This is a genomic window from Rhodococcus sp. IEGM 1366, from assembly GCF_033142425.1.
GTDB classification, from domain to species: Bacteria; Actinomycetota; Actinomycetes; order Mycobacteriales; family Mycobacteriaceae; genus Rhodococcus_F; species Rhodococcus_F globerula.
Genome location: NZ_JAWLRZ010000026.1, coordinates 1 through 17,712, shown reverse-complemented (window position 1 = coordinate 17,712; position 17,712 = coordinate 1). Strand labels below are relative to the sequence as shown.

The 17,712-nt window shown below is 61.0% G+C and carries 14 protein-coding genes and 2 pseudogenes; 8 read left to right on the top strand and 8 right to left on the bottom strand.

Annotation, left to right across the window (positions count from 1 at the left end; all coding sequences use genetic code 11):
* Window positions 1-819 precede the first annotated feature (819 nt).
* Genes R4P64_RS33775 through R4P64_RS33755 form a run of 5 tightly spaced genes read right to left on the bottom strand, consistent with a single transcriptional unit; the run spans window position 820 to window position 5,885 of the window.
* Complete coding sequence (locus R4P64_RS33775; RefSeq protein ID WP_317824559.1) at window positions 820-2,127, bottom strand: aspartate aminotransferase family protein; 1,308 nt, start codon at window positions 2,125-2,127, stop codon at window positions 820-822.
* A 30-nt stretch (window positions 2,128-2,157) separates the two neighbouring features.
* Entirely contained in the window at window positions 2,158-3,270 is a 1,113-nt protein-coding gene (locus tag R4P64_RS33770; RefSeq protein ID WP_317824558.1) for an aminotransferase class V-fold PLP-dependent enzyme, read from the bottom strand.
* Window positions 3,270-3,719 (bottom strand): RidA family protein, encoded by a 450-nt coding sequence (locus R4P64_RS33765; protein WP_317824557.1) that lies wholly within the window; start codon window positions 3,717-3,719, stop codon window positions 3,270-3,272. The genes R4P64_RS33770 and R4P64_RS33765 overlap by 1 nt, the downstream gene beginning before the upstream one ends.
* Before the next feature lie 40 nt (window positions 3,720-3,759).
* A complete protein-coding gene (locus tag R4P64_RS33760; protein WP_317824556.1) occupies window positions 3,760-4,503 on the bottom strand; it encodes an SDR family oxidoreductase in 744 nt (247 codons plus the stop codon).
* Window positions 4,500-5,885: an MFS transporter gene (locus R4P64_RS33755; RefSeq protein ID WP_317824555.1), complete on the bottom strand. Its 1,386-nt coding sequence runs from the start codon at window positions 5,883-5,885 to the stop codon at window positions 4,500-4,502. Before R4P64_RS33755 ends, R4P64_RS33760 begins: the two co-directional genes overlap by 4 nt.
* A gap of 365 nt (window positions 5,886-6,250) precedes the next feature.
* Here R4P64_RS33755 and R4P64_RS33750 point away from each other — a divergent pair, with 365 nt between their 5' ends.
* The 7 genes and pseudogenes from R4P64_RS33750 to R4P64_RS33720 form a co-directional block, all read left to right on the top strand.
* Window positions 6,251-7,537 (top strand): M20 family metallopeptidase, encoded by a 1,287-nt coding sequence (locus R4P64_RS33750; protein ID WP_317824553.1) that lies wholly within the window; start codon window positions 6,251-6,253, stop codon window positions 7,535-7,537.
* Entirely contained in the window at window positions 7,534-8,415 is an 882-nt protein-coding gene (locus tag R4P64_RS33745; protein WP_317824552.1) for an IclR family transcriptional regulator, read from the top strand. The genes R4P64_RS33750 and R4P64_RS33745 overlap by 4 nt, the downstream gene beginning before the upstream one ends.
* Entirely contained in the window at window positions 8,412-9,161 is a 750-nt protein-coding gene (locus R4P64_RS33740; protein ID WP_317824551.1) for an SDR family oxidoreductase, read from the top strand. The genes R4P64_RS33745 and R4P64_RS33740 overlap by 4 nt, the downstream gene beginning before the upstream one ends.
* 25 nt (window positions 9,162-9,186) lie before the next feature.
* A complete protein-coding gene (locus R4P64_RS33735; RefSeq protein WP_317824550.1) occupies window positions 9,187-10,161 on the top strand; it encodes a thiamine pyrophosphate-dependent dehydrogenase E1 component subunit alpha in 975 nt (324 codons plus the stop codon).
* Complete coding sequence (locus tag R4P64_RS33730) at window positions 10,154-11,158, top strand: alpha-ketoacid dehydrogenase subunit beta (protein ID WP_317824549.1); 1,005 nt, start codon at window positions 10,154-10,156, stop codon at window positions 11,156-11,158. Before R4P64_RS33735 ends, R4P64_RS33730 begins: the two co-directional genes overlap by 8 nt.
* Window positions 11,155-11,787, top strand: coding sequence for a 2-oxo acid dehydrogenase subunit E2 (locus R4P64_RS33725; RefSeq protein WP_317824548.1), 633 nt, complete (start codon window positions 11,155-11,157; stop codon window positions 11,785-11,787). Before R4P64_RS33730 ends, R4P64_RS33725 begins: the two co-directional genes overlap by 4 nt.
* A gap of 56 nt (window positions 11,788-11,843) precedes the next feature.
* Window positions 11,844-12,076 (top strand): annotated as a pseudogene (locus tag R4P64_RS33720) (protein adenylyltransferase SelO family protein); the annotation flags it as partial.
* 197 nt (window positions 12,077-12,273) lie between these two features.
* Here R4P64_RS33720 and R4P64_RS33715 read toward each other — a convergent pair.
* The 3 genes from R4P64_RS33715 to R4P64_RS33705 form a co-directional block, all read right to left on the bottom strand.
* Window positions 12,274-13,146: an RNA polymerase sigma-70 factor gene (locus R4P64_RS33715; RefSeq protein WP_317824546.1), complete on the bottom strand. Its 873-nt coding sequence runs from the start codon at window positions 13,144-13,146 to the stop codon at window positions 12,274-12,276.
* A 10-nt stretch (window positions 13,147-13,156) separates the two neighbouring features.
* Window positions 13,157-13,732 (bottom strand): carboxymuconolactone decarboxylase family protein, encoded by a 576-nt coding sequence (locus tag R4P64_RS33710; protein ID WP_317824544.1) that lies wholly within the window; start codon window positions 13,730-13,732, stop codon window positions 13,157-13,159.
* A 1,352-nt stretch (window positions 13,733-15,084) separates the two neighbouring features.
* The gene (locus tag R4P64_RS33705) at window positions 15,085-16,548 is read right to left on the bottom strand and encodes a flavin-containing monooxygenase (RefSeq protein ID WP_317824542.1); all 1,464 of its coding nucleotides are present in this window, start codon (window positions 16,546-16,548) and stop codon (window positions 15,085-15,087) included.
* A gap of 849 nt (window positions 16,549-17,397) precedes the next feature.
* Here R4P64_RS33705 and R4P64_RS33700 point away from each other — a divergent pair.
* Window positions 17,398-17,712, top strand: a pseudogene (locus R4P64_RS33700) (hypothetical protein); the annotation flags it as partial.

The window sequence follows — 17,712 nt, the reverse complement described above, 5'->3', positions numbered from 1 at the left end:
GTCTATCGGGGCCGGTACGCCGGAACTGTGTGTATGGCGTTGTTCGAGCGCGCCGGCGACGCATTCCCCGCTCTTCCTGAGTTCTCGCAGCCGTTGAGTCATCCGGCGTTGGCCGACCGCATCTACACCGCGGCGCACGAACTCGGTTACACGATCATCTGAGGCGTGCACTTTCCGAGCGTCGAGGACACGGATAGCGTCGATCACCGGCATTTCTGCTGATGTGCATCGAACGCACAGAGATCAACATTCACAGGCTGGCCAGCCTGCCCGACGGAGTCGACACCGGCGCTGTCGAAGCGACAATCGGCGCTATCCACAATCGCACCGAGACTCCCATCCTCCGTGTTCCCTGGCGCGGCGCCACGGCTCGGAATCGAACTTCCGAGATGTGGATCAGCAGGGTGTGCGGGAGCGGCTTGCCAACGATCGGAACGGATAGGCGTTCGTACACTGCAGCGCGGGGTTTACCGAGGAAACCGGGCCTTCCTTCGTCCGGTGGCGCGCCGCCGTCCCCGCACACTTGGACGCGGGCGTGAGATCGGCTGGACTGGCCGGCAAGTCGGATTCGCGACGCCCGCCAGCTTCACTCGCTCTTTCAGCGAGCACATCGGCCGGACTCCCAGCGACTACGCTCGCGGAACCGAACGCGGTCGGCTTGTTCGGTGAAGCGGGAGAAAGGGACTTGCCAACCGCCCCAGCCCCGGAACCGCTCGCGGCGGCTGCGCGGCGATGCGGTTTCACTGTCTCCGGTATCCGTTGGTCCGTGCGGATCATCGCGCCGCCGAGCTGAATTCCAACCGGTGGAGCTCTCCGAACTCACTCTTTTGCTGCGGTGAGTGCCCCGGCGATCTCGATGCTTGATGCGAGGATCTGCAGCGCTTCGTCCGCTTCGGCGCGTGTGACTGTCATCGGCGGCGTCACCCGCAGTACGTTGCCATGTATCCCACCTTTGCCGATGAGTAAGCCGCGCGAACGAGCTTCTGCCAAAACGGTATTGGTCTCTGCGACTGCCGGATTCTTGGTGCCGTGTTCGACGAGTTCGACTCCGACCATGAGCCCCGATCCGCGAACGTCACCGATCAGCGGGTTGCGCTCAGCGATCAATTTCAGGCCGCGTATGAGGTGCCGGCCGATGTCGTCGGCATTGTGTTGCAGGTCGTGTGATTCGATGAAGTCGATGACTGCGTTGCCTGCGGCCATCGCGATCGGGTTTCCGCCAGCAGTGGAGATGGAGTTGGCTGTCAGGGAATTCATGAGGGATTCCTCTGCGATAACCCCGCCGATACTCAGTCCGTTCGCCAGTCCTTTTGCGAATGTGATTGCCTGCGGTCGGACGCCGTAGTGTTCGATCCCAAAGTATGACCGGCCGGTTCGGCCCCATCCGGATTGGACTTCGTCGGAGACGAACGGGATTTCGTATTCGGCGAGGACTGCGTTCATGGCAGCGAAGAACCCGTCGGGGGGTGTGGCGAACCCGCCGGCGCCTTGGACGGGTTCGGCTATGAAGCATGCGACATCACCGGACGTCGCAGTCTCGATCATGGTTCTGAGTTCGTCTGCACAGGCAGCGGTGAATGCATTGTCGTCGAGATGACCGAAGGGGCTTCTGTAGCGATACCCGTTGTGCGCGTATGTCACTTGGAGAGGGCTCAAGGATGTGGCGGACCATCCGCGGATTCCCGTCGCGGCTACCGTTCCGAAAGAACGACCGTGGTAGCCGCCGCGTAGCGCGATGACCTGGTTGGATCGCCGTGCCGCGGTTGTCAGCAGGAAGGCTGTTTCGACGGCTTCCGAACCGGAATTGACGAAGAACACTCGTGGGTTGTCGACTGGCGAGCGGGCTGCAATCTTCTCGGCGAGTTCGACTTGGGTCCTGATCAGATACAGCGTCGACGAATGCAGCATCTTGCTTGACTGTGCCTGAATGGCGTCGGTGATTTCCGGGATGTCGTGGCCGACCATGGTGGCTAGGAGCCCACCGAAGAAGTCGAGGTATGTGCGCCCGTCCCCGCCCTGCACTCGGCGACCGCTCCCGCTAGTCAGTTCCAGGGGGTCGTCGTAATAGGTTGCCAGCCACCGAGGCATGACTGCCCGGTGCCGATCGAGTAATGACGATTCGTTCATGGTGAAGCTCCCGGCATGGCTGTTGGATGTTCAGGATGTCGCCGTGTATTCGTCAGCGAGGAAGGACAAGAGGTGATCACGATCTTCGGCGGTGTTGAAATAATGGAAACCGACTCGAAGGCGTTCGTCGTTGGCGGTGGCTTTGATTCCGGATGCTGCGAGACGATCGGCGAATCCCGGTTTCGGAGGAAAGGTGAGAACTGTTATGTGGCTGCGATTTCCGATGTTCGGCGAAGCGTAGCCGATGCGTTGTGCTTGATCGGCGAACGTCTCGGCTAGCGCAGTGACGTGTGCGTTGATCACCGTTCGGTCGAGTTTTTCGACGACCGACAGTGCCGCACGGGCGCCTATCCACGAGAACCAGGCCGGTGAGCAATCGAGTTTCGCGGCCCCTGATGCGAGATTCATCGGTCCGCCGAAATAGCCATGTGGCAGTTCGGTTGATTTCCAGCCCGGCATGAGCGGATTCAAATCGTCGATCGCGTCGTCGCGGACCACCAGCCATGCAGCACCACGCGGACAGAGCATCCACTTGTAACCGTGTACCGCTACGTAGTCGATACCCAACGCTGCATAGTCGGTGTCGAGAACACCGAATGACTGTGTGGCGTCGACGAACACCTTTGCCCCCACTGCGGCGGCTGCACCACGTATTCGGTCGATATCGACGCGTACCCCGTCGCTCGAGAGAACTTCGCTCACTGCTACCAGGACGGTGTCTTCGTTGATTGCTTCGATGACCTTGGCGGTGCGGTCGTCTTGCGCGCCGACGGGAACGCTGTCGACGGGGTTTCGATCGGAGTGCATCCGGTTGAATGGAAATAGGACGCTGCGATACTCATTATCGAGCACTGCGATACGGCCAGGGGGAAGTGACGAGGCGACTGTCGCTGCTGCTTCGGAGACTGAGCCCATCAATGCGACACGGTGCGGTGCCACCTTATGCACATGCGCGATCTGACCCCGAACGTGCTGGGGTGTGTAATCCCATTCCTGCCAGTCGAAGTTCCCATCGGACCACGATGTGGCGACATCACGCAACGCACGGACTACAGGCTCGGCGCCCGGAGGTGCCCCTGGTGTGTCGAGCCATACGGTGTGATTCAGCGCAGGGAAGAGTTGTCGGAATTGATGCGAATTCATCATACGACGTCGGAATCAGCCGAGGTTGGTGACAACGCCACCCAACCCTCCATCTCCAAGTGGAGTTTCGGATCAGCAAGTGCGGCAACTACTGCCAAGGAATGACCGCAGTACACATCGTCGGGATACCAGCGCGCGTACACTTCGTCGCGCGCTCGATAGAACTCCGGAAGATGTTCCACACCGGCGACGAACGTCAAGAGTCTGACGATGTTTCGGGGCGTGGCGTCGAGTTCCGTCAGGAGTTGTTCGATGTTCGAGAAAACCGCATGCGTCTGCTCGTACGCGCCCTTGCCGATCGTGCCGTCCGCGTGCGCGCCGACTTGTCCGGAAATGAAGACCCATTGAGCACCGGGATCCACGGGGACGAGGTGGCTGTACTTGCCGATAGGCGGTGCCACAGTTGCCGGATTGAACGGGACAGCGGGCAGCGGATGAGATATGTCCATGGATATAAATTCCTTCGGGTGTAGATCGATCGGGTGTCCGCTAGCGTTGTGCGCGCACGCCGCCATCGACAGTGAGAACAGTGCCGGTCACCCATGTCGATGCGCCGCCGGCCAAAAACAGAATGGCTTCTGCGACGTCGTGTGGTTTCCCTAAGGTGCCCAGTGCGATTCGTCCCAACATCCGTTCGGCGTAGTCGGGATCGTGCAACGCTGCGGCGGCTTGAGGTGTGTCGATGGGCCCTGGGGCTACGGCGTTCACGCGAATGCGGTGAGGTGAGAGGGAGACGGCGAAGCCGCGTGTGAGCGCTTCTACTGCGCCTTTGGTGGCTCCGTAGACTCCGTTGGTGTCAGTGGCCAGTTGGGATGCGATCGATGAGACGTTCACGATGGTGCCGCCGTTCTCGCACTCGATCATGGCGCGCGCAGCGGATTGTGATGGCAGAAGGGTTCCGAAGACGTTGACACGGAACAGGTCCTGTGCGAGTTTTTCGTCGAAATCGACGATGTTCCCGTCACGGTAGATCCCCGCGGCGTTGACGAGGATGTCGAGTCTTCCGTGCTCAGTTGTAATTCGACGGATCAGATCGTCTACGGATGCGGAGTCCGTCACGTCAGCGGGTGCGGCGGTGACAGGGCTCGACGAGTGCTCCGTCTCGAGCAGGGATTGATTGGAGTCCACGGCGATGACGGTTGCGCCGTGCATGCTCAATCGACGTACTGTTTCCAGGCCTATCCCACTGGCTGCGCCGGTGACGACCGCCACGGATCCGTTGAAATCGGTCATACCTGTTCCACCCGATGTTCCTTTTCGGTTCGATTGCCCGAACGCAAGCTGAAGTGCAGCGTCTCCGGGACCAACAGTGCCGCCACAAGGCTGATGAGTGCGCCAGCGCTCATGTATATCGCTGGGGCGTAGTTCGAGTCGGTGAGGCTGATCAGGGCGGTGGCAACGAACGGGCCGGCGCCTCCGAACAAAATCGCCCCGAGGTTGTAGCCGATGGCGAGTCCGGCATATCGCCTCGATGTCGGGAACAGTTCGGTGAACACGGCGGCTTGAGGAGCAAACATCATCGCCAGTCCAATGCCGATGAGGACGAACCCGACGATGAGCGAGAACATATCGCGTCGGCCGAAGAGCCAGAAGGTAATTGGCGCCGCGAACAGAACCCACGTTGCGCCGGTGATCAGGAGTGGTCGTCGGCCTGTACGGTCAGCGACCCGCGCGAACACGAGGATCATCGCGACGACGAACACCATTCCGATGAGCCCGGACAGTCGAGCAGCGCCGGTCGAAATATCGAGACGAGTGGTCAAGAATGTCGGCGCGTACGAGAACACCACGTAGGTGCCCATCGTCGGCGAGCACACCAGCGTGGTCACGAGGAGAATCGATCGCCAGTCGTGCTTGAGTGTCTTGCGAAGCGGTGTCTTCTCGACGCCATCCTCTTTTACGGCTTCGGAGAACTCCTGCGATTCATCCAAACGCAGCCGCAGATAGAGGCCGACCAGCCCCAAGGGCAGTGCCACAAGGAATGGAATTCGCCATCCCCAGTGGTCGACCTGTGCTCCTGTTGCGGCGGTAACCGCAAGGGCGGCAAGGGATGCGGTCATCATAGCCAACACGATCGTGACAGGTTGCCAAGCCCCGAACGTTGCGCGTTTGCGGGCAGGAGCGTTTTCGATGATGTAGGACGCCGAACCCATCCATTCACCACCCGCCGAGATGCCCTGTATGCAGCGCAGGAGCAGAATCAGGATCGGTGCGAGTACGCCTATCTGACCGTATGAAGGCACCAACGCCATCGCAGCAGTTGCACCCGAGATCATCATGATGATCATGGACAACGTGACCTTGCGTCCGTATCGATCACCGATGTAGCCGAAGACGATTCCTCCCAGCGGGCGCACAAGGAAGCTGATTCCGAAGACCGCGAAGGTCAGTAGCAGTGAGGCCGTGGGGTCGGCGACGGGGAAGAACTGCGCCGCGATCACCGTCGCGAAGTACCCGTAGAGCATGAACTCGTACCACTCGATGAAGTTGCCGATGCACGCGGCAATGATGCCCTTGCGTGCTTGTGGCGTCATGCGCTCAGAAGGTGGGGGAGTGCTCTTGGCGAGCTCTCGCGGGCCGCCGGGCGTCGGCTTGCCGGCAGATGTTGTGGTCATTGCTTCTCCAATGTGTGCGACACGGGTGAGTGTCTCCCTGACGACGGAAGTTGCGGCGGCCGAGCGTGCTGTCGCCCATGAGACAAGCGATGTCGGCCTGGAACTATTGCGTCGAGCGGCTGCTGCCAAACAGTGACGGAAGATGGATCGGAGACGCCAATCATCTTGCCGATAGTTCGATTATTTGAAAAAGACATTATGATCCAGTTCACATGACCGTAACGTGGTCGCCATTTCACCTGGTCACCCTCCAGCTGACCGCGATTATTTCAGATAGTGGATATGAAGTTCATTTGACTGGACGGTGTCGGGAGTCACTTCGTTTACTTGCCCCAACGCTTCGTTCTCTACGAGAGGTTCTTCGAATGACTGTCAGTTCTCAGTCGGACACACGCCTGGCCGCCGCAGTCGACGCTTCGAGAGAGTCCATGTTGGACTTTCTGTCCGCGACCGTGCAGCGATGCAGTGTGAGCGGACACGAAGATCGCGTCAGCGATCTTTACGAGCAGTTCTTCCACACCCGCGGATGGACCGTCACGACCCAGACTCTGGAAAGCTCCCGAGTCTCTTCCACCCCTCGTGGATCGCAGGAGACTCGCCGCGAAGAACGCGCAAACGTGCTCGGCTACTTCCGCACTCCGCGCGGCCTACCCACTGTCGTCCTCAACGGGCACATCGACGTCGTTCCTGTCTTGGACGAGCCTCAGTGGGACCGCCCACCATTCTCCGGAGATCGCACTGACGGCTACGTCCACGGCCGTGGATCCGTCGACACCAAAGGCGGCATCGCGGCAGCGTTGTTCGCGCTCGACGCCCTTGACTCCATCGGCGTCGAACTCCCCTTCGACGTCGCTGTGGAACTGGTCGTCGGCGAAGAGACCACCGGGGTAGGAACCCAAGCAGCACTCGAGCGCATCCCGGACCGGATGGGCACCATCGTGCTCGAACCCACCGATTGCGCGATCGTCCCTCTCGCGTCCGGCCTGTTGTTCTTCACCGTCGAATTGACCGGCCGCGCCGCTCACACATCTGTTCCCTGGCACGGCGTCGACGCAGGACCGAAACTCATTCGTATCTACCAGGCACTCACCGAACTCGGATGCACCCGAGCGAAAACACACACCCATCCTCTGATGCCCTTTCCCAGCGCAGTCCCGTTCGCGATCGGATCCGTCCAGATCGGTGGATGGCGCGCGGCGGTACCGGCGAAGGCATCGATGTCGGGGCGCATCGGAGTTTTGCCCGGCGAAGACCTCGCAACAGTTCGTCAGGCCTTGATCGAATGTGTTCGCGCCGCCAGCGAAGGCGACGAATGGCTCGCCCAGCATCCCGCGGTGGTGAAATGGGATCACGATGGAGCGCCGAGCTGGGAGACACCGGCAACCGACGCAATCGTCGAGTCGATGATCAGCGGACAGCACCGTGCGGGCATCGACGAGCGCATCGAAGGAATGACTGCGGGATGTGATGCCGGAATCCTCATTTCGGCAGGTGTACCCACCGTGGTCTTCGGACCTGGTGACATGCGCTTTGCCCATAGTCCCAATGAGAGGATCGCAGAGCCGGACGTGGTCAGCGCCGCAGAAGTCCTCGCACACATGTTGGTGTCCTGGAGTGAACGAGAAGAGCTCAACGAGAAGCTGCAGTCATGAGTACCGAGAGCGTCGAGCACAATGCCGCGGCAGGCGAACCTTCTGAAGCCACTGTGCTGCAAACCCTCCTGCGAGGGCTGGAAGTATTCGAAGCCATCGCCGAGCGAAACGGAACGGCAACCGCGAAAAGCCTTGCCCGCCAACTAGGGTTGAAGCAGAGTACGTGCTATCACCTGCTCCGGACACTGCGCGCAGGTGACTACATCGTCCGACTGCCGGGCGGGCAGTTCGACATCGGACCGCACGGCGCCGCATTGGCCAAGAACGTCTCCGCTCGCACCGGACCAGCCCCCGATATATCGGCGATCCTGACTCGACTGCACAACAAGACACGCGAAACCGCCTACGTCTGTGGATGGTTCCACGGTACGATCCTGCGCCAACAGGTCCTCTCCGGCTTGCACGCACTGACCGTCAAGAACCTCGATGTGGGATACGTCGGAAACCTACATGCACGAGCCTCGTGCCAAGCCGTTCTGGCCTACCTGCCGGAAAGCCAAGTCCGAACGATGTTCTCAGGCGTCGAATTGACGCCGCTGACCCCCAACACCATCTCGAACTACGAAGCACTAGTTATCGAACTGGCCGCAGTGCGGCGTCGCGGATACGCCCTCGACCTCGAGGCGTTCGAGCCCGATATATGTTGTGTAGCTGCACCTTTCTTCGACGCAGCCGGAGCCCCTGCAGGCTCGTTTACCGTATCCGTCCCCGTTTCACGGTTCGGACAGATCCGCAACACACTCGCAACCGAAGTTCGAGAAGCAGGAGTGCTGGCGACCAACTTGCTACGAACCGGACGACTGACACTAGAACCCGTCCCCTCACAGATCCCCCCGCGGGCAGTCACACGCCTGGTCACCGACGGGACCACCACATGAGCGGCAACACCAGCGACCTGACCGGCCACGTCGCTGTCGTTACCGGCGGATCCACGGGAATCGGACGAGCGATCGTCGATGGACTCCACCTAGCCGGATCGAAAGTCGCAGTTCTCGACCGCGACCCGGTCGAGAACACCGACTCGATCATCGGAATTCAGCTAGACGTCCGCGACGAAAACGCAGTGCGAGAAGCAATGCGACACGTCGCAGACAAATGGGGCCGCCTCGACATCCTCGTCACCGCAGCCGGAGGTGGCAGCGGCGACCTCGACGACAACTGCGCCTCGGAACTCAGCAGCGAAGCACTCTCCGACGCGCTCGTGCTCAACCTCTTCGGGACCGTACATGCCTGCGTCGCGGCGAGCCCCTACTTCAAAGCACAACAATCCGGTTCGATAGTGACCATCGGTTCCATCAACGGCATGGAAGCAACAGCACACGGAAGTTACGCTCACTACGGCACCGCGAAAGCCGCCGTGGCGGCCTACACGACCTATCTGGCCCAAGACCTGGCGCCTCATGGAGTCAGAGCCAATCTCGTTGCGCCAGGACCGATCAGCACAGCGCGCCTTGCTACCAAGTACGCAGAACAGGGCAAAGATCAAGGCGAAGGTATCCCCTTCGGTCGACCCGGAACCCCCGAAGAGATAGCGAACACGGTGCTCTTCCTGGCCTCGCCGGCCACCCCATTCCTCACCGGCGCCACGATCGCGGTGCACGGCGGACTCATCCGCTCGATCTGACAGAAAACTCTCCAGGAGAACCACAATGAACAGCCATATCGAGGGCACAGCTCTGCCTGTCGGCCTCCAACAGCTCTACGCGATGCAACGCATTCGCGCATTCGAAAGCGAAATCCACCGACTCAGGATGGAAGGACCCGTCGTCGGATCAGTGCACCTCTGCAGCGGGCAGGAAGCGATCTACGTCGGTGCCACCAGAGCTCTGGACCTCCCACGAGATCTGGTCTTCCCCACCTACCGCGGTCACGGATGGGCACTCGCCTGCGACGCCCCACTGACCGCAATGTTCGCGGAGCTCATGGGAAAGGCAACAGGGGTCAACGGTGGCCGTGGCGGATCCGCCTACCTCTCGGTACCCGAAGTCGGCATGATGGGGGAGAACTCGATCGTCGGCGCCGGCGCACCGATAGCCGCCGGCGCAGCCCTAGCAGCACAATACGACGGGTCGGGAAGAGTGACGGTAGCAGCATTCGGAGATGGCGCCGTCAACCAAGGCTCCGTCCACGAAGCCTTCAACTTCGCCGCCGTGATGAAACTTCCGGTCATCTTCATCATCGAAAACAACCACTGGTCCGAACTCACACCGATCACCGCAACGAGCGTCTCCGACCGCCTGTTCAAACGAGCATCCGCCTACGGCATGCCCGGAATACGCATCGACGGCAATGACCCCGATCTGGTCGAAGAGACCGTCGCCCGCGCCGTCGCCCGCGCCAGAGCAGGCGAAGGGCCCACGATGATCGAAGCCATGACCGACCGGATCGTCGGTCACTACATCGGCGACGCCCAAACATACAGAGCCGATGGAGAACTCGATGCAGCCATCGCAAACGAACCGATCACACGCCTACGCAAGAAACTGCTCGCACACGGAATCGACCCGTCCACCATCGACGACGTCCTTGCCTCAGCCGACCGCGACGTAGCCGAGGCGAGCGCCCGCGCACAGCAGGACCCGCTCGCCGACCCCAACACAGTTCTGGAGCACCTCTATGCCTGACATCACCGAAAAATCCCTCACCTTCGCAGAATCGGTCAACCGCGCCCTGCGGCGCGCCATGAACGAAGACCCGACGACACTGCTCTTCGGAGAGGACGTCGGAATCCCCGGAGGAGTCTTCGGAGTCACCAAAGGACTACACAAGCAGTTCGGAAACCGCGTCTTCGACACCCCGATCTCCGAAGCCGCGATCCTGGGAGGCGCGGTAGGAGCTGCACTCGTGGGGCGACGACCGATCGTCGAGATCATGTGGGCTGACTTTTCCCTCGTCGCCCTCGACCAGATCGTCAATCAAGCCGCCAACGTCCGCTACATCTCCCAAGGGAAACTACGCGCTCCCATCACCATTCGGACACAACAAGGAAGCGGCCCCGGGGCGTGCGCGCAGCACTCACAAAACCTCGAAGCACTCTTCGCACACATCCCAGGCCTACAGGTGTGCATCCCCGCCACACACCAGGACGCGTATGACCTGCTGCTGACATCGATCCACTCCGACGACCCCACCATCGTCATCGAAAACAGAAACCTCTATCACGGCACCAAAAACACCGTTCAACTCGACGGCGCCATCGAACCAATCGGTGGAGCCACACTCCGGCGCCGCGGCGATGACATCACCATAGCGACATGGGGCGCAATTCAATACGAAGTCATCACTGCCGCAGAGAAACTCGAAGAAGAGGGCATCTCCGTCGAAGTCATCGACATGAGGTGGATGCGGCCATTCGACATCGACACCGTCGCAGACAGCGTAACGCGCACCGGACATCTCATGGTGGTCCACGAAGCTCACGAATTCGCCGGCATGGGCGCTGAATTGGTCGCATCAATCGTCGAACGAGGCACGAGACTCGTGCAACCGCCAGTCCGAATCGGAATGCCAGATGTCCGCATCCCTGCAGCCCCGACCCTTCTCGCCGCTGTAGTGCCGAACAGTTCTCGTATCGAGAACAGAATCAAAGCAATTCTCGAGCCGAGCCTGCAGCCGACGTGACCGCCGCCGATACCACCCTCCACATGATCCCACTCGACAAGTCGTCCCACAGCGGCATGATCGACCGCTGGCTCGTTGCCGACGGGGCGCACGTAGAAAACGGCGACCCCTTAGCTGAGATCACCTTCGGCGGAGCCGAGCAAGAACTCGTGGCACCAGCCAACGGTATCCTTCGCCAATTGACCCGTGCCGGCGCACCGGTGGCAGCCCATACTCCAATCTGCAACGTGGACACAAGCATTGAACGCCCGCACTTGACCATGTCGACGATCGTGCACGAAGTCGACGTGACCGCAGTCCTCAAGGCCCTCGCTCATATGAACACATCGTTGCGTGCAGTAATCACCGCCGCAATCTCGCCGAACGAGACGGGCAACGTTGCTGTATTCGAGGCCGGGCAAAGTGGTGCACTGTTCGAGACACCCACTCTTGCGCCACCAAATTCTGCCGTGATTTCCTTCGGCGCAGTGATCGAGCGGCCAGCCGTATTGACAGACTCATTGGGCTTGAAGACAATCGGAATTCGATCCATGATGTACCTTTCGGTCACCTACGATCGCAGTCAACTCGACGGCGCCGACGCGGAACGATTGCTCCACGCCGCGCGCAAGGCGTGTGAAATAGTCTGAGTCCACAAGGCTACGGAACCCGTAGTACGCTCCCGATTCGGATTGACGAATACTAGGGGCGCACACCGTTCTCTCGGGGCAGTGACGGGTGGGCGGTTGTCGGCCGATGCTGCGCGAACATCTGGTCGGTGAGGCGATGTATGCCCTCGGTATCCCCACTACGCGCGCGCTGTCGGTGGTGGCGACGAGCCGGCACGTTCGCCGCACCGGCGCAGAACCCGGTGCCGTGCTCGCGCGGATTGCGTCCAGGCACCTGCGGGTGGTGACCTTTGAGTACACGGTCCGACAGCCTTTGAGTACACGGTCCGACAGGGCGAGGCCTTGCATTCGCTCGCCGATCAACTGGCAGCGACATGGCCTTGCATTCGCTCGCCGATCAACTGGCAGCGACATGTTGACGGGGAACCAGTAGGGCGGCACAACTCGCTAGGACGCACGTTGTTTCGCCGTCGGCATTGAACGAAACGATCCGCGAGAAGGCCTACCTCAGCGACTGACGGCGGCCTCCTGCACCATCCGCGAGAGCTTCTCGGGATTCCGGACAGTGTAGATCCCGCTGACCAAGCCGTCTTCGACTCGCATTGAGACCACACTGTCGAGTTCTCCGTCCAACCAAATGATCAGCGCGGGTCCGCCGTTGACATTGGCCAGTTCGGCGGTCATACCGGCACCCCAGCCGGCCAGACCGGCAGCAAACAGTCGAGCCACCTTGTCTGCGCCCGACACCGGCCGCGGCAGAGCTTGCTTGATGCCGCCACCGTCACCCAAGGCCACGACGTCAGGCGCGAGAATGTCGACCAGGTCGTGGAGGTCGCCAGTCGCTATCGCCCGCTGGAGCGCCATCAAAGCCTTCCGTGTGTCCGCGGGGGAGATGATCCCCCGTGGCCGCCGCGCGGCGACCCGTTCCCGGGCGCGGTGGGCGATCTGGCGTACCGCGGTGGGACTCTTGCCCACTGCCTCCGCGAGCTCGTCGTACCCCAGGTCGAACACCTCATGGAGCACGAACACGGCCCGCTGGGTCGGTGTCAGCGTCTCAAGTACGAGCAGCATCGCTGTGGACAGGCTGTCTGCCAACTCGACGTCGTCGGCCACATCGGGAGTGGTCAACAGAGGCTCGGGCAACCACGGTCCGACGTATTCCTCGCGCCGCCTTGCCAGCACCCGCAACTGGTCGAGCGCCTTCCGAGTGACGATTCGGACCAAGAAGGCTCGCGGGTCCCGGACATCGGCCTGGTCGACGTTGGTCCACTTCAGCCAGGCCTCCTGCACCACGTCCTCGGCGTCGGCGGCGGACCCGAGCATCTCGTACGCGACTGTGAAGAGCAATCGGCGGTGGGTGATGAACGGATCTCCACTCATGAGGTGGAGACTACGGCTTCGGGGCCGCGAGCGGCCGCAGACCACACGATGTGGCGTACTCCTCTGAGTGAATACCAAGCGCGACGTTGGACCGGGCGGAGAGGTTCATGAAGGCGACCTTGGCGGTCAGCTCAATGAGCGCCGGCGTCCCGAGCTCTTCGCGCAGCGCAGCCGACATCTCGTCAGTGACGGTCGGCGAGGTCTGGCACATGGCCTCGGTATACTCCAGAACCTGTCGCTCGAGCGGGGTGAACACATCAGATTCCCGCCATCTCGGTATTTCGCGCGCCTTGGCCTCGTCAAGGCCTTTGTTGTGGGCCGTGAAGTAGCCGAAATCCAGGCAGAAGCTGCAGCCGATCTCGGCGGCCGCGGCCATGGTGGCGAAAGTCGCCAGGTTGCGGTCGAGCTTGTCCCACTTCGCCGTCCTGCCGCCGAACTTCATCATGTCTTTGAAGACGGCAGGGTGATTCCACAGAGTCTCGGCGCTTTCCGGTACGCGACCGATCATCTTGCGCATCACCATCTTGATCAACCCTCCGTAGATGCCCTTGATCTCGGTCCGCGGAATGCGGGTTGTGCTGGTCATAATCGTCTCCTGTCATTGGTGGTTCAACATGAAGACGCTGGACGTCGACGATCTGTGACAGTCCCGCCACCTAACAAGCACCAGAGGATGCGATTCGTTTGACTGCACGGACGCCGCGCAGTTCATCGTCGGTGGAGGTCGGTGATGGTGCCGGTAACTTCGTCGGGTGACTTCTCTGCCGTGAAGTGTCCGAGAGACTGGAGTCGGTAGTCCAGATCCTTCGCTCAGGGGCTCCATTTCCGGGTCGTCGAAGCCCATCTCTGCGCCCCAGTCCTGCTGAGTGACGGTGACAAGGATCGTCAGTGATGATCTCGTATCATGCTGTATAACAACAGATTCTGTGTCCAGTCCAATATACGAGTAACTCGCCGAACTGGTGGCTGCACAGGTCGCACAGTTCGCGAGATTGACCGCACGTACCGCATGCCATGATCGCCGAGTTGGAGCACCAATTCGCGGAGACTCACGAATTCCTTCGCGGAGACTCACGAATTCCTCGAAACTGCCGTTGTCGAACGGCTGAGTGGGTCTGTCCGAAATCCTTGCGCACCAAATCCGAGCACGAATCGGCGGCCAAGACGGCCACTGCGGGAATACTCTGCGGCAGGTCTCGCACCCCGACGAAGACCGACTGCTAGGACCGAAATTCTGAATCTGGTCGTACCGCTCCCGAACATGATTCAGAACGTCGTCACTACCACTGAACATGTGGAGCTGCTACCGCGGTCTGTCGTGCAAAAGATCACGAAGGATGTTGTCCCAGTAGGATAACCGGGATCCAGTAGTCGCCCGCCACGAACTGTGCTGTGCAGGTTGGTGACCCTCTGCCAACCGCGCGACAGGACCTTCGGGGTCGTCGAGGCCGTGCCTAAGCCTGGTGGGGAGTTGATGTCTGCGGGTTCGAATCCCTATTGTCGAGGTTGCTGCGCAAGGCCGTTTGCGGTGCCGGCTCTGGCCACTCGGAGCCGGAGTGGCGTCGAAATGTGGGGGACCGTTGCCGGTGTCTCGGCAGTGGTGGGTCTGCTCGGTGTGCTCTGCGTCATCGTCGGGTACCTTGCCGGGCGTGCCTCTCGTCGAATCGGGGCATTCAACTGAGTTGTCGGCGGAATTCTGGTTGTTCAGAGCCGGGAGGAAGCTGATCCGTGTAGTCAGTCCGCGTACGATGCCGGTGGTGCCCGTATCTCACACGGAGTGCAGGCGCCGCAAGAATTCTCCCAAATCGGATCCGGCTGCGGCAGTTGTCAATCGCCAAGCTGGTCGCTCTTTCATAGCGAGCAGATCCGGCGGCTGTGCGCGACGAAGCGGAGAGATTGTGGCGACCAATCGTCATTTCCCCGCATGAGTACGGGCGATCAGCGCCGGGCGCGGGCGCGGTGCGCGCCTCGTTTGCGTTCGCGGGTGAGGTCCCACAGGTAGTGGTCGAAGTCGACTTCCATGGTGTGCCGGGGGGAGGTGTAGAACTGTTTTTTGTTGCGGTTGTGCTCGGTTGCCATCTGCTTACGAATCCGGGCGTCGGACGGCGGAAGATATCGGCCGGTGAGGATGTCCGCGATCCAGGCGCATTGCGCCTCGGCGAGCGGCATGACCGCGCCGACCGGTTGTAGGAGTCCGATGAAGTACAGGCCCGGAAAGTCCGGGTGCACGGTCCGCTTCCACAGCGGAAGATCGTTGTCGCGGGCGCGAATCAGATCCGGGTCCAGGAACGGGAAACTGACCCGGTAGCCGATGGCCCAGACGATCAGGTCGGCTCGCGTGCTGTGTCCGTCGGTGAAAACTACTGTGTTGCCGTCGAATCGGGCGATGCCGGGGCGTGGGATGATTGCGCCGGCATCGAGTCGTGCGCGTAGTTGCTCGGATTGCACCGGGTGCGACTGGCTCGGCTTGTGCGTTGGCTGGGGCAGGCCGTAGCGGGTGAGGCTGCCTGAGGCGACGGCGCCGAGCCGCAATCTGGCTCCGGTAACCCACCATGGCATCCATCCTGGCAATGCGACTTGGTCGGCTGCCCTGCCGAAGAGCATCTTGCGCAGTACCCACTGGCTGCGCCGCACGGACAGGGTGGTGCTGCGAGCGACTTTCGATGCTTCGACGGCGATGTCGAGTGCCGAGTTTCCCATACCGACGACGACCACATCGCGGTCCGCGAGCTGGTCCGCATTGCGGTAGTCGTGAGCATGGATCTGCGTTCCGCTGAAGGTGCCTGGATAGGTGGGTTCTGGCCAGCGCGCGTCCCAGTGGTGCCCGTTGGCAACCAGGACAGCGTCGTAGGTTTTGGTGTGTTCACCGGTGGGACCGTTGGTGCGCACCGACCAGGCGCCGTCGTGCTCGCGTCGGACGTTCTCGACGGTGGTGTCGAAGGTGATGGTGTGCCGGAACCCGAAATGGTCGACATAGGACTCGAAGTAGGCGTGGACCTGGTCGTGCCGCGCGTACGGCGGATAGTCGGGTGGCATCGCGAAATCGGAGTACGCCATGCGTGGACAGGAGGTGTTGATTTCCAACGTTTCGTAGCAGGCGGACTGGCCGTTGGGGTTGTCGTAGACCCAGTTGCCGCCGATCACCCTGCCTTTTTCGAAGCAGTCGAATGGAATGCCTGCGGTATACAGCGCTTTGGCGGCGGCAATACCCGATGATCCGGCGCCGATGACGCACACCCGGGGGAGCGCAGTGTCTACCGGCACAGGTGAACTCACCGGCGGCGCGCGATGTCCAGGTTTGACCAGGTAGGCCACGATAACCATTGTGTCAGAACCGAGCAGCGGGGTGTAGGGCGATTTTTTCGTGGGAGTGTTGTCGATGTAACCCCCCGAATCGGTCATTGAAGAGACGGGGATCGGACCACGTCATTCGCATTGAGCGCACAACACAGGTGAGCGGCTAGCCATACCGAGTTGCCCCTCACCACGTGGCTTCCGGTGATGAGGGCCCGGTGGGGCGGGTCGGCGCGGGTGCGGCAGAAAATGCAGCACTGCGAAACCGGACCTCAGGATTTGGAGCGTTCGGAGATTGCGAGGTGAATCCATCTCCCAGAGTCAGCAATTCCAAAGCAATATTTTTGAAGATTCAACCATGGTGCTGTGGGCGAATGTGACTGACGTTCCTTTTCTGGACACTGCTGGGCCGTTCGGGCCTCGCTGCGACATAACGTGCGGTCGTGCACTTCGACGGTTCGGCCACCATAAGCTGCGGTTGATCACCTCCGTATCGGAACCCGAACCGTGGACGACCTGCATTGAACTCGGTGACCCCGTCAGCATGTCATGATGTTTGCCGACAATCACGGCAATTTGCATCCAATTACATTGTGCGACAGTAGGTACTGAGCAATTGTGTTCTGTGTGTCTGGTTAGGTCTGGAGCGGTTTGGCTCATCGTGTCGGCAGTGTGCTGAGGTCAGTGCCTTCGAGGGTATCGAGTCCGAGTTCCACTGCCAACGAAGGTTGTCGTCGTCCATGTTCGCGGCCTCGATATTGCGTCATAGAACAAGGGGCCGCAGCCTGGTGGCGGTCAAGGTGGGATCTGCCAGCAGTGTCGTCGGCGAGCGTGCTGGGTCGCAGAAGTTCGACGTACGCCGGGTTTGGTGAGCTGCGGGGAATCTGATCGGTGGCCGCCACACACCCCGTGCGCTATCATTGATTCACGGGCGAAAATTTACGAAAGGATTCGGAGATGTCGGACGCAGCGACCAGTAGCACCCGAGACCGCTTCATGCATGGTGACCTTCCCTTCGAAGACGCACTGAAAGAGGTCACCGGTACCGACCTGGACCGAAGTCATCTCTGGCACATCCTCGAAGGCCTCGCCTCCGAACGCAGTGCCACCACACCAGTCCTCTCTGCCCACGACGCCCAGTTTCTCGACAAGGCCGGATTCGTCGCCGATCCGGCGGCAGCAGCATCAGCGCGAATAGACCGCGATATCCGCATGCAGAACCTGGTGCACTCCTCACTCTCTATCCCGGAGACCGCGGAGCGGCTCGGCGTC

Excerpts from the sequence above, each read along its gene's own strand:
- R4P64_RS33775 (WP_317824559.1), bottom strand. The coding sequence starts at position 2,127 with ATGAACGAATCGTCATTACTCGATCGGCACCGGGCAGTCATGCCTCGG.
- R4P64_RS33770 (WP_317824558.1), bottom strand. The coding sequence starts at position 3,270 with ATGAATTCGCATCAATTCCGACAACTCTTCCCTGCGCTGAATCACACC.
- R4P64_RS33765 (WP_317824557.1), bottom strand. The coding sequence starts at position 3,719 with ATGGACATATCTCATCCGCTGCCCGCTGTCCCGTTCAATCCGGCAACT.
- R4P64_RS33760 (WP_317824556.1), bottom strand. The coding sequence starts at position 4,503 with ATGACCGATTTCAACGGATCCGTGGCGGTCGTCACCGGCGCAGCCAGT.
- R4P64_RS33755 (WP_317824555.1), bottom strand. The coding sequence starts at position 5,885 with ATGACCACAACATCTGCCGGCAAGCCGACGCCCGGCGGCCCGCGAGAG.
- R4P64_RS33750 (WP_317824553.1), top strand. The coding sequence starts at position 6,251 with ATGACTGTCAGTTCTCAGTCGGACACACGCCTGGCCGCCGCAGTCGAC.
- R4P64_RS33745 (WP_317824552.1), top strand. The coding sequence starts at position 7,534 with ATGAGTACCGAGAGCGTCGAGCACAATGCCGCGGCAGGCGAACCTTCT.
- R4P64_RS33740 (WP_317824551.1), top strand. The coding sequence starts at position 8,412 with ATGAGCGGCAACACCAGCGACCTGACCGGCCACGTCGCTGTCGTTACC.
- R4P64_RS33735 (WP_317824550.1), top strand. The coding sequence starts at position 9,187 with ATGAACAGCCATATCGAGGGCACAGCTCTGCCTGTCGGCCTCCAACAG.
- R4P64_RS33730 (WP_317824549.1), top strand. The coding sequence starts at position 10,154 with ATGCCTGACATCACCGAAAAATCCCTCACCTTCGCAGAATCGGTCAAC.
- R4P64_RS33715 (WP_317824546.1), bottom strand. The coding sequence starts at position 13,146 with ATGAGTGGAGATCCGTTCATCACCCACCGCCGATTGCTCTTCACAGTC.
- R4P64_RS33710 (WP_317824544.1), bottom strand. The coding sequence starts at position 13,732 with ATGACCAGCACAACCCGCATTCCGCGGACCGAGATCAAGGGCATCTAC.
- R4P64_RS33705 (WP_317824542.1), bottom strand. The coding sequence starts at position 16,548 with ATGACCGATTCGGGGGGTTACATCGACAACACTCCCACGAAAAAATCG.